This is a genomic window from Bacillus sp. B1(2022), assembly GCF_040259625.1.
GTDB lineage: Bacteria > Bacillota > Bacilli > Bacillales > Bacillaceae > Bacillus > Bacillus velezensis.
The window spans coordinates 432726-446144 of sequence record NZ_JANIFO010000003.1; the positions used below are offsets into that span (position 1 = coordinate 432726).

1 protein-coding gene is annotated in these 13419 nt (G+C 50.2%); it reads left to right on the forward strand.

Annotated elements, in window-relative coordinates; all coding sequences use genetic code 11:
- On the forward strand, positions 1-13413 hold the full coding sequence (locus tag NQS30_RS08180) for a type I polyketide synthase (RefSeq protein ID WP_218791640.1): 13413 nt from the start codon (positions 1-3) through the stop codon (positions 13411-13413).
- The last annotated feature ends 6 nt before the right edge of the window (positions 13414-13419 follow it).

Here is a 13419-nt window from a genome sequence, read left to right on the forward strand (position 1 = left end):
GTGAAGAACTTCAATAAGCAAATCACTTTATCGCTGAAAAATCCGTTTATTTTACACCATGACGTTTACGGACAAAAAGTCCTTCCGGGATTGGCTTATATTGATATGTTTTATCAGATTTTCAAAGAGCGCGGCTATTCATACGACGGGCTTCAGCTGCGCCATTTATCCATATATCAGCCGCTTATTGCGAAAGAAGACAGCGCCGTCAAGCTTACGGTTGAATGTACAAAGGTAAAAGAAGGGCGCTGGAAACTTACCGCAAAAGGGGCTGAGGTCAGCGGCGGACGAGTACAGCCGGAAGAACGTATTTACGTCAAAGCGGAAATGCACGAGACGGCACCCGCAATTTTCAGTGACACGCTTGATCTTGACTCTGTCAAACGCGGGGCGGAACGCACCATCGATTTAAATGAGCTTTATGCACAATGCAGAAGCCAGGAATTGGTTCACAGCGGATATATGAAAGCAGAAGGAGAAGTGTTTGAGGAGCGGGACGGCGTCACCTTTGATGTATCGCTCGGAAAAGACGCGATGGGACAGGCCGGAGGGTTTTTGTTCCATCCGACTCTTCTTGACGGAAGCGGCGTCGGCGCAAACCTATTGATCTCATCGCTGTTAAATGGGGAAAAGAGGCTGTTTCTGCCTCTTTTCTACGAATCTTTTACAGCTTCCGAACCTTTGCAGGCCGGCTGCATCACGAGAATCAAACGTTCGTCGCTTCGGCAGGAAAAGGAGCTCATTTACATTACACTGGAGTTTTTTAACGCATCCGGCCGGAAAGTAGCCGAGCTGAAAGATTTCACAAGCAAGCTCGTGCGGGATGCCGAGCTGATCAATACAGAACGAAAGACTGCTGAGAAGTCTCCTGAAAAAGCCGGTTTACCGGAAGTTGCGGCATCGCTTGAAGGCGGACACCCGCATGAGGAAGCAGAGCGGTATGTCATGAATCTGATGGCGGAAAAAATCGGCAAGCCGCTTGAACAGATTGATTCTCAAGTCGGCTACTATGAAATGGGGCTGACATCGTCCGGACTGCTTGATGTCGTCGAAACGATCAGCGAAAAAATCGGCGAAACCCTTTCTCCGACTTTGCTGTTTGAATATACGACGGCAGCAGAGCTGGCGGCTTTCCTGACTGAGCAGTACGGGAGCCATTTCAGCGCGCCTCCGGCAAAAATGGCGAAGCCGGTTGAGCCGCAAACAGAAAACAGGCGGAAAAGCAGTGTTCCGCAAGATGAAGATATCGCGATTATCGGCATGGCCGGCCGCTATCCGCAGGCCGAAAATATTCATGAATTCTGGGAAAACCTGAAAGAAGGAAAAAACTGTGTCACCGAAATTCCGGAGTCTCGCTGGGACTGGCGCCGGTTTGAAAATGTAAAGTCGCCTTCCGGAAAGAGCATTTCAAAATGGGGCGGATTTATTGATGATACGGATTGCTTTGATCCCCAATTTTTCCGGATTACGCCGCGGGAAGCTGAAACAATGGACCCTCAGGAACGGCTGTTTTTACAAACATGCTGGGAAACGATTGAGGATGCCGGATATACGCCGAAGTCGCTCGCAGAGGCGCGCGGACGGAATAAGAGACAGCGCGTCGGCGTCTTCGCAGGGGTGATGCATAAGGATTATACGTTGGTCGGGGCTGAAGCTTCTTCTGAAGATCATGTATTCCCGCTTTCTCTTAATTATGCGCAAATCGCAAACAGAGTTTCATATTTTTGCAATTTTCACGGGCCGAGCATGGCGGTCGATACGGTCTGTTCATCTTCGCTGACTGCGGTTCACCTTGCTGCGGAAAGCATTCGGCGCGGGGAATGTGAATCGGCGGTTGCCGGAGGCGTCAACTTGTCGCTGCATCCGAATAAATATCTGACATACGGTTTATGGGACATGTTTTCAACAGACGGAGTTTGTCATACATTCGGGAAAGACGGAGACGGCTATGTACCGGCTGAAGGAATCGGTGCCGTTTTATTAAAACCGCTGCGGGAGGCGGTAAAAGACGGAGACCGGATTTATGCGGTGATAAAGGGCAGTGCCGTCAATCACGTGGGGACAGTGAGCGGAATTTCCGTGCCGAGTCCTGTCGCGCAGGCCGATTTGATTGAAGAATGCCTGGACAAAGCGGGCATCGATCCGCGCACGGTCAGTTATATTGAGGCGCACGGGACGGGAACTTCTCTCGGCGATCCGATTGAGGTTCAAGGCCTTGTCAAGGCGTTCCGCCAGTACACACAGGACAAACAGTTCTGTTCGATCGGATCAGTGAAGTCCAATATCGGCCATGCGGAATCGGCTGCGGGCATCAGCGGCTTAAGCAAAGTTGCCCTGCAGCTTCACCATAAAACTTTGGTGCCGTCTCTTCATTCCGAGGAGCTGAATCCGTATTTAGATTTTGAACAATCACCGTTTTACGTCCAGCATCATACCGAAGAGTGGCAGCAGCCTTCAGTAAAGGAAAACGGAAACGAAACCGTATATCCCCGGCGTGCTGGGATCAGTTCTTTCGGGGCGACAGGTTCAAACGTGCATCTCATTCTGGAGGAATTTATCCCTGAAGAATCACACGGAACAGCGTATGAACCGGCAGAAGAACAGACATTCATTTTCCCGGTTTCAGCCCGGAATGAAGAACGGCTAAAAGAGTATGTTGCGAAGCTGTCTGCATTTATTCATCCCGGCCTGCCGCTTGAGGATGCGGCGTATACACTTCAGATCGGCCGTGAACAGATGGAGGAGCGGGTTGCGTTCACCGCTCAGAATATGACACAGCTCAAAGAGCGGCTGGAAGGCTTTCTGGCGGGTAAAACGGTCAGCGGGTGCTGGCGGAACCGAGCCGATAAAAGCAAACAGGCAGAGCTTGCTCCGGACTTAATACATAAATGGCTTTCTTCCGGAACTCTGGAGATGATTGCCGAAAAGTGGGCCGGCGGAGGAACGATGGATTGGAATCTCTTGTACGGTGAAAACAAACCGAATCGGATCAGCCTGCCGACATATCCGTTTGAAAAAATCCGGTATTGGGTGCCGAAGGCGGAGAAAAGAGAATCGCTGCCGCAAAAAAATGCAGGCATGCTGCATCCGCTCCTGCATGAAAATGTATCAAACATGTCAGGCGTCCGTTTTCGGTCCTCGTTTAGCGGCGGAGAGTTTTTCCTGAAAGATCACGTCGTCAAAAACGAGCGGACGTTACCGGGCGCGGCTTATCTGGAAATGGTCCGGGCGGCCGTTGAACATGCGGCAGAAACGAAGGAAGAAGGAACAGTCCGGCTGAAACATGTCGTATGGATACGTCCGTTTACAGCGGCGGATGAGTCCGCAGAACTGTATCTCCGCCTTTATGACGAAGAAAATGGAGAGATGGGATTTACGGTTTACAGTGAATCGGCTTCCTCGGAAGAAGAGCCCGTACTCTATGCGCAAGGAAGCGCAGCGTTTGTCCGAGCGGGCGAACCGGCCAAAATCGAGATTGACAAATTAAGAGAGTCACGCCGTCTGATCACACCTGACGCTTGCTATCAGGCATACAAACAGATGGGGATTGAATACGGGGATGCTCACAAAGCGGTCACGGAAATCTATGCAAAAGACAGCAAAGTGCTCGCGAAGCTCTCACTCCCGTCATCTATTTCTCATACAAAAGATCAGTTTGTCCTCCATCCGAGCCTTTTGGATGCGGCCTTCCACGCGACAATCGGGTTAATGCTTGACAGAGACGGGACTGACATACGGCCGATGCTGCCGTTTGCTCTCGAACAGATTGATGTGTTGAAAAGCTGTAAAAGCGATATGTGGGTTTCCATTGCGTACAGCGGCGAAAGCAAGCCTGAAGATGCCGTGCAGAAGCTGGATATTGATGTATGTGACGAACAAGGCAATGTATGTGTGAAAATGACTGGTTATTCCGCACGGGAAATTGAAACGGATAAAACAGATACACTATATTTTGAACACGTATGGGAAGAGAAGGCCGCTGTACATGAAGAAGCGCCGATCCATTTCAAAGCCCGTCACGTGATGATATCTGACCGGTTTACGGATCAAATGAACAGCATACAGACGGACTTCAGCTGTCATGTGCTCCGTGATCAGCATAAGAGTGAAGACGAACGGTTTGAAGCTTGTGCGCTTCAGGCGTTCGAAGAAGTGAAGAAAATCCTTTCTTCAAATTCCGGCGGGCGCGAGCTCATACAGATTGTCGTGCCTCAAGAAGCGGATACGCAGCTCCTTTGCGGCTTAACGGGGCTTTTGAAAACAGCGGCGCTTGAAAACCCGAACCTGACCGGCCAGCTGATTGAATTGGAGCCGGACGTCAAGGCAGACATTCTGTCCCGATATGTAAAAGAATGCAGCGCTCATCCTGATGACAAGCATATTCGCTATGAAAACGGCAGGCGCTATACGGCACAATGGCAGGAAACAGGGCTTGAACAGTTCGGCGCCGAAAAGCCGTGGAAGGATAAAGGTGTTTATCTGATCACAGGCGGTGCGGGCGGACTCGGATTTTTATTCGCCAAAGAAATCGCCCGGCATGCAAAAGACGCCGTTCTTATTTTAACGGGGCGTTCTCTGTTGGATAACCGTAAAAAAGCCCAGCTTCAAGAACTGTCCGATCTCGGCGCGCAAGCTGTGTACAAACAAACAGACATAACGGAAAAACAAGAAGTTCAATCGCTCACAGCGGACATCTGTCGGCAGTACGGCGGATTAAACGGTATCATACACAGCGCCGGAACGATAAAAGACAACTATATTCTGAAAAAGCACAAAGATGAAATCCGTGATGTACTGGCGCCGAAAGTCTCCGGGCTGGTTCATCTTGATGAAGCGGCAAAGGACATTGAGCTTGATTTTCTGATTCTTTTCTCTTCCGGAGCCGGAAGCGCCGGAAGCGCGGGCCAGGCTGATTATGCGATGGCCAATGCGTTTATGAACGCCTTCAGTGAAAAAAGAAACCGTAAAAAAGCCCGAAATGAACGCTATGGACATACCCTTTCAATCTGCTGGCCGCTTTGGAAAGACGGCGGCATGACGGTTGATGCTGAAACGGAAGCCATGCTGACAAAAGAAAGCGGCATGGTCCCTATGCAAACAGAAAACGGCATTCAGGCTTTATACCGCGGGTGGGCGGCAAACACATCCCAAGTCATGGTGACGGAAGGCTACGCCGCAAAAATCCGGGCGTTTCTGAAAAAATCAGCGGATGATCAGCCGGATAAGGGCAGCGAAACGGAAGAAACGGCAGGTCTTACAGCAGGCGGAGAGAGCATGCTTGCAGAAAAAACGGAGCATTTCTTGAAACAAGTGCTTTCGGAAGTGACCAAACTTCCTGTCGGCAAAATTGATGCCAAGGCGCCTATGGAAGATTACGGAATTGATTCGATTATGATTATGCATTTGACGGGCCGGCTGGAAAAGAGCTTCGGTTCATTGTCAAAAACATTGTTTTTCGAGTACCAGAATATCGAATCGCTGGCGCAGTATTTTATGAAAGCACACCGGGACACGCTGCTGGAAGTGACCGGGGTGAAAACAGAAGAAACCCCTGAAGCCAAACCAGCGCTGTCTGAGAAAGCGAAAGTAAAGCCCGTTTTCAAACGGAATGAAGGCAAAAAAGGCTTTGCGCAAGTCCGTCCAGACACGCGAAAAAATCAGCAGCTTACAGAGCGTGAAGATATCGCGATTATCGGTATATCAGGACGATATCCGCAGGCCGAAAATCTTCAGGAATTTTGGAAGAATTTGAGTGAAGGCACTGACTGCATAACCGAAATTCCAAACGATCGATGGGATCACAGTCTTTATTACGACGCTGATAAAGATAAAGAAGGCAAGACGTACGGAAAATGGGGAGGATTTTTGAAAGACGTGGACAAATTTGATCCGCAATTCTTCTCTATTTCGCCCCGTGATGCAAAATTGATGGACCCGCAGGAGCGGTTATTCCTGCAATGTGTCTACGAAACGATGGAAGATGCCGGTTACACGCGCAAAAAGCTCACGGAAAAATCGGGTGATTTGCTTGGCGCTAATGTCGGTGTTTACGTAGGCGTCATGTACGAGGAATATCAGCTTTACGGAGCCGAAGAACAGGCGCGCGGAAAATCGCTTGCGCTGACCGGAAATCCGTCATCAATTGCGAACAGGGCTTCCTATGTATTCGGTTTTAACGGCCCGAGCATGGCTCTGGATACGATGTGCTCTTCTTCTTTAACAGCCATTCATCTGGCATGCCAAAGCTTGCGGAACGGGGAATGCGAGGCAGCATTTGCCGGGGGCGTCAATGTATCCGTTCATCCGAATAAATATTTGATGCTCGGCCAGAACAGATTTTTATCAAGCAAAGGCAGATGTGAAAGTTTCGGAGAAGGCGGAGACGGTTATGTGCCCGGTGAAGGAGTGGGCGCCGTACTCCTTAAGCCGCTTTCTAAAGCGAAAGCGGACGGTGATCATATTTACGGCCTGATCAAAGGAACGGCCGTGAACCATGATGGAAAAACAAACGGGTATTCCGTACCGAATCCGAACGCCCAAGCCGCGGTGATCAAACAGGCGTTAAAAGACGCGGGAACCGATCCGAGGGCGGTCAGCTACATCGAAGCCCACGGCACCGGGACTTCACTCGGCGATCCGATTGAAATCACGGGTCTGACAAAAGCCTTTTCAGAACAAACACAAGATAAACAGTTTTGTGCCATCGGCTCAGCGAAATCCAATATCGGCCACTGTGAAAGCGCGGCGGGCATCGCCGGGCTGACGAAGGTGCTCCTGCAAATGAAGCATAAGCAGCTAGCACCGTCATTGCATTCCCGGACGCTTAACCCGAATATTGATTTTCTCGCTACGCCGTTTAAAGTGCAGCAGACGCTTGAAGAGTGGAAAAGACCAGTCATAAATGATAAGGAATTGCCGAGAACCGCGGGACTTTCCTCATTCGGAGCCGGCGGCGTCAACGCTCATATCGTCATCGAAGAATATTCCGCTGATGAGGATAAGGAGACGGCTTTTGCCGCGCCTCATCCGTCGATGATCGTCCTTTCCGCGAAAAATGAGCAACGGCTTCAAAAACAGGCGAAACGTCTTCTTGATGCACTGCGGAGCGGGCGTTACCGGGAAGCAGATCTGAGCCGGATCGCATATACGCTTCAAATCGGCCGTGAACCGATGGAAGAGCGTCTCGGAATGATTGTCAGCAATTTGCGCGAGCTTGAAGAGAAGCTTGACGAATTTACGGGCGGCAAGGAGTCAATTGACCAGCTCTACCGCGGACAAGTCAAACAGAATAAAGACACGATGGCGCTGTTTACGGCTGATGAGGACATGGAAAAAACCATTGAGGCGTGGCTTGAAAAAGGCAAAGCCGCAAAGGTATTAGAGCTTTGGGTGAAGGGCCTTCCGCTGAATTGGGATAAGCTGTATCAAATGGGCAGACCGCAAAAAATCAGTCTTCCGGCCTACCCGTTTGCAAAAGACCGTTATTGGATCGACACATCAGCTGATGCAGCTGTCAAAAGACCGGCCGAAACACAGTCTGCGCCGATCGCACCGGCGGCCGCCCCGGAACCGGTCATTGAAGTAACAACTCTTCACGAGGAGACTGTCAAAGAAAAACCGTCAAACATTACACTGCAGACTTTGAGCGGCGCGAAACCGAAAAGAACCGTACAGCCCGCTTCCCGTCCGGCGGTTTCCGCTGAAAAAGTAAGTGCCGTATTGACCGAAAGTTTGGCAGACGTTTTATATATGGATGCCGACGATATCGACGCAGACGACACATTTATTGATATCGGCATGGATTCAATTACCGGTCTTGAATGGATAAAGTCTGTTAATAAAGCATACGGCACGTCCCTTACGGTGACGAAAGTATATGATTATCCGACAATCCGCCAGTTTGCGGCTTTCTTGCAAAAAGAGCTCGGGACAGAACCGATCCTTGAGGAAGCAACCGAACCGCAGAAAACAGAGGCCGTGAAAAAACCATCAAACATCATGCTGCAGCCTTTAAACGCTCATAAGCAGCATGTGACACAAGCAGAAGCGGATATTCTGGAGGCGATGTCTGAAACGGCAGCTTCCGCCGAACCGGAAGAACCGATTGAAGCGGTGCATGACGAGTTATCAAAAGCACTGGCTGATGTATTGTACATGGAGCGGCATGAAGTAGATATTGATGAGGCCTTTATTGACTTGGGTATGGATTCGATTACCGGTCTTGAATGGATAAAGGCCGTCAATAAACGGTACGGCACGGACTGTAACGTAACGAAAGTGTATGATTATCCGACAATCCGTCAATTTGCCGATTTTCTGCGTACGCAGCCGTCTGTCCGCGGAAGAAAAAAACAGGCGGTTCCCGTACGTACAAAGCCGCTTACGCAACATGCCCCGCAGGAGAAAACACCTGCCGAGCCGGAGAGATTAACGGTTCAAAAGGAACCTGAACCGGTGCAGGCCAAACGGGAGCCTGAAGACGAGATAGCGGACGCGATAGCCATCGTCGGCATGTCGGGCAAGTACCCGGATGCGCCGGACCTAAAGACATATTGGGACAACTTAGCCCGTGCGAAAAACGCCATTCGCGACATCCCGCTTTCCCGCTGGGATGTAAACAAATACTATGATCCGGCCTTAAACAAGAAGGGCAAAGTATACTGCAGATCAATCGGTATGCTTGACGGCATTGAAGAGTTTGATCCGCTGTTCTTTAATATATCTCCGTCTGAAGCGGAACTTATGGACCCGCAGCACCGGATATTTTTACAGGAAGGTTTTAAAGCCTTTGAAGATGCGGGTTACAGCTCAAAAGAATTAAACGGGAAAAATTGCGGCGTTTATTTGGGGATTATGAACAATGAATACGGCATGATGTTAAACAAACATCAGACAGGAGGAAGCGCGACGGGCAACAGTTTCAGCATCGCGGCGGCCCGCCTGCCTTATTATCTCAATTTGAAAGGGCCGGCCATTCCGATCGATACGGCATGCTCTTCATCTCTCGTCGGGACTCATTTGGCGCGTCAGGCGCTGTTGAATCATGAAATTGACATGGCGCTTGTCGGCGGTGTGACCTTGTATTTAACGCCTGAATCATACATCAGCATGTGTGAAGCAGGAATGCTGTCTCCTGACGGCCAATGTAAAGCATTTGATAACAGTGCGAACGGATTTGTGCCTGGCGAAGGCGCGGGGGCGCTCGTTTTGAAGAGGCTGAAAGATGCGGAAGCCGATCAAGACCATATTTACGGAGTCATTATCGGATCTGGAATTAACCAGGACGGAAAAACCAACGGCATTACCGCACCAAGCGCGAAAAGCCAAATGGATTTAGAGCGCCAAGTGTATGAAGCGCACAACATCCACCCTGAGAGCATCACCTATGCGGAAATGCACGGCACCGGCACAAAGCAGGGGGATCCGATTGAATTAGAAGCCCTGTCTTCTGTATTTAAGGAAAAAACGGATCGCAAACAATTTTGCGCCATCGGTTCGGTTAAATCGAATATTGGGCACACGTCGGCGGCGGCAGGTGTAGCAAGCGTCCAGAAGGTTCTGCTGTCGATGAAGCATCAGCAGCTTGTGCCGACCCTTCATTTCAGCACGCCGAATGAACATTTTGATTTCGATGACTCGCCTTTATTTGTCAATACCGAACTCAAACCTTGGGAAACAGGCGGAGCACCGCGGCGGGCCTGTGTCAGCTCATTCGGCTACAGCGGCACAAACGCTCATCTCGTTATCGAAGAGTATCAGCCGAAAGACCGGGGAAGCCGTAAGCCTGATGAGACAAACATTTTTGTGCTGTCGGCGAAAAAAGCGCCCCAGGTAAAAACCTATGCCGAGTCTGTGATCGAATTTGCAAAAGCCAATCAGAATATCAATCTTTCAGATATGGCGTACACGCTTCAAACCGGGCGTGATGCGATGGATTACCGTCTTGCGGTTACAGCCGGTTCGAGAGAAGAACTGATCAGCCGTTTAACCGATTTTGTAAACGGAAATACGGGTGAAGGGATATATGAAGCCCATATCAAAACGGCTAAAAAAGAAATCAAAGCATTTGAAACGGACGATGACCTGAAGCAGCTTGTGAGGTCATGGTTCGATAAGAAAAAATACGCCAAAATAGCGGAATTGTGGGCCAAAGGGCTTCAGATGGACTGGGACAGACTCTATCAAGGCGAAAAACCCCGCAGAATCAGTCTGCCGGCTTATCCGTTTGCGAAGGAGCCGTACTGGCTGCCTGAGCCGAAAGCTGTACCGCAGGAAACAGAAGACCGGCGCGAGGCTGTGCTTTTAGAAAAGCAATGGGTTCCTTGTGAGATCGATTCGGCCGGTGAGAAAAGCGGCAAGACGGTCATGATTCTGGCTGATGCAAGAACAGCGGAGCTAGCCGAAGAGACTGCAAAGCATTTCACTGACTCATTCATTCTCCCGGTCGATTCGGCTGACACTGCAGCTAGCGATTGGAATCACATAGATGGCGCAATCGATCTGACGGGATGCGGAGACGAAGACCCTTCACTGGAAGGGATCAGCCGGCTCCAGACTCTGATTGATACAAGCCGCCGGCAGGCGCGGCCGCTGACGCTGCTATATGTAACAAAAGGCTTGGAGCCATTTCAGCAGAAAACGATTCATCTTGCAGGAGCGGCAAAAAGCGGCCTGTACAGAATGCTTCAAAATGAGTATCAAAACGTGACGTCCAGACACATGGATGCCGATACAGATACGGATCAGCAGACGCTTGCCAAACAGATTGCAGATGAATTTGCGGCGGACAGCACAGAACCGGAAATCTGCCGCCGAAACGGACAGAGATACCGTGCTTTATTCAGGGAGATTCCAAGCGGGAAGCGAGCAGAACATAAGCCCGCACCGTTTCCTGAAGACCATGTGCTTTTCATTACCGGAGGCACGAGGGGACTGGGTCTCTTATGCGCCCGCCATTTCACAGAAAAACACGGCGTGAAAAAAGTAGTGCTGACAGGCAGGGAGCCGATTCCTCCCCGTCATAAACGGTCAGCCGTTAATACGAGGCTGAAAGAGAAGATACGGGCGATTGAAGAGCTTGAAGCAAAAGGAGTGCAAGTGGCGGTGATCAGTCTGAAATTGTCTGATCATGATGCGGCGGCAGCGGAAATTGAAACGATCCGGCGCACGATGGGACCGATCGGCGGCGTCATTCATTGTGCGGGATCTGTTAATTCAGTAAATCCGGCGTTTATCAGAAAGACTGCTGACGATATACAAGAAGTGCTGGAACCGAAAGTCGCAGGGCTTCAAACATTAAGCAGCCTTTTCACAAATGATCCTTTGCAATTTTTTGTCTTATTTTCTTCAGTATCTGCAGTCGTTCCGGCGCTCGCGGCGGGACAGTCGGATTATGCGATGGCAAATGCGTACATGGATTATTTCGCGGCGGCTCATCAGCATCAATATCCGTTAGTCAGCATTCAATGGCCGAACTGGAAGGAAACCGGATTGGGTGAAGTCCGCACAGAAAGCTTGAAGCAGACCGGGCTGCTGGGACTGTCCAACGCGGAAGGACTTGACTTGCTGGACCGCATTTTATCTGAAAACATCCGCCCGTCCGTTCTGCCGGCTATCATTGATCGGAGCGAATGGCATCCTGACAGGCTGCTCTGTCAAGAGAAAAAACAAAAAGAGACTGAAGCCGTAATAAACGGCAAAGCCGCTGAAAAACATTCAGACAGAGAACTGCTTCTTGATACGAAGACGTGGCTTGTGAAACTGTTTTCCGATGAGCTGAAAATCGCTCCGGAAGAACTGGAAACAGACGAACCGTTTCAGGATTACGGGGTTGATTCGATCATTTTAGCGCAGCTTTTACAGCAAATGAATCAAGCGCTCAAAGAGGACTTAGATCCGTCTGTTTTATATGAACATCCGACGATTGACGCGTTTGCCGAATGGCTTGTATCCAATGGACAGCCGCTGCTTGCAGAAAGGGAGGAACCTGATACAGAAATCTTGGTTCCGGCTGCCGTACAAACGGTTCATACTGAACAAAAGCGTGATGCCGTAACTGAAGACATTGCCGTCGTCGGAATGAGCTGCCGTTTTCCGGGAGCGGAATCGTTAGAACAATATTGGGACTTGCTGAGAAGCGGCAGGTCCGCAATCGGCTCCGTCCCGGCGGAACGTTTCGGATATGCAAATCAATACGTTGCGGGATTGATTGACAATATGGATCACTTTGATTCCGAATTCTTTTTCATTCCGGAAAACGACGCGAAAGCGATGGACCCTCAGGCATTGGCGGTGTTGGAAGAGAGCTTGAAACTTTGGTGCCATGCCGGCTATTCCCGTGAAGAAATCAAGGGTATAGAGGCCGGTGTGTATATCGGAGGCCGAAGCCAGCATCAGCCTGATCCTGAAATTCTTGCGAATACCCGCAACCCGATCGTTGCGGGCGGGCAGAATTATTTAGCGGCAAACGTTTCGCAATTTTTTGATCTGCGCGGGCCGAGCATCGTGCTTGATACGGCTTGTTCATCGGCTTTGACAGGAATGAACATGGCCGTTCAGGCACTGAGAAGCGGCGATATCAAAGCGGCGGTAGTTGGCGGCGTCAGCCTGCTGAACACGGATGCGGCGCACCGGATGTTCCAAGAGCGCGGGCTGTTAAACGAAAAGCCGGCATTTCACGTATTTGACAAGCGTTCAGGCGGAGTTGTCCTCGGTGAAGGCGTCGGCATGGTGCTGTTAAAAACAGTAAGCCAGGCGCAAAAAGACGGCGACACGATACACGCGGTCATTAAGGCTGCCGCCATGAACAATGACGGCAGAACGGCAGGCCCGTCAGCTCCTAATATGCAGGCGCAAAAAGATGTCATGCAAAGCGCGCTTTTCAAAAGCGGCAAAAAGCCGGAAGACATCAGTTATATCGAAGCAAACGGATCGGGTTCCGCTGTAACTGATTTGCTTGAGCTGAAGGCGATTCAAGCCGTATACCGCTCTGGCCAGCATGTTCCGCTCGGCATCGGGTCAATTAAGCCGAACATCGGGCATCCGCTTTGCGCAGAAGGCATCGCAAGCTTCATTAAAGTCGTATTAATGCTGAAGCATAAACAAACGGTTCCGTTCCTCTCAGGAGATGAACCGATGCCGCATTTTGATATAACAAAGACAGATTTTCATTTTCATAAAACAGCCGGCGAATGGGATGCAGCCAGACCGTCAGTAGCCATCAACTGCTTTGCTGACGGCGGAACGAACGCCCACGTCATTCTGGAAGCTTGGGAAGAAAAAGATACCCGAATGAAAAGAAAGCCGCTGCCGGTACCGTCATTAAGACGTAAGGCTCTGGTAAAAGAACCTGACGTACTAGCGGAGAAACAAGAGCTTCCTGCGAAAAAAATGTTTTGGAAAGCATTTAAATGAGAGAGG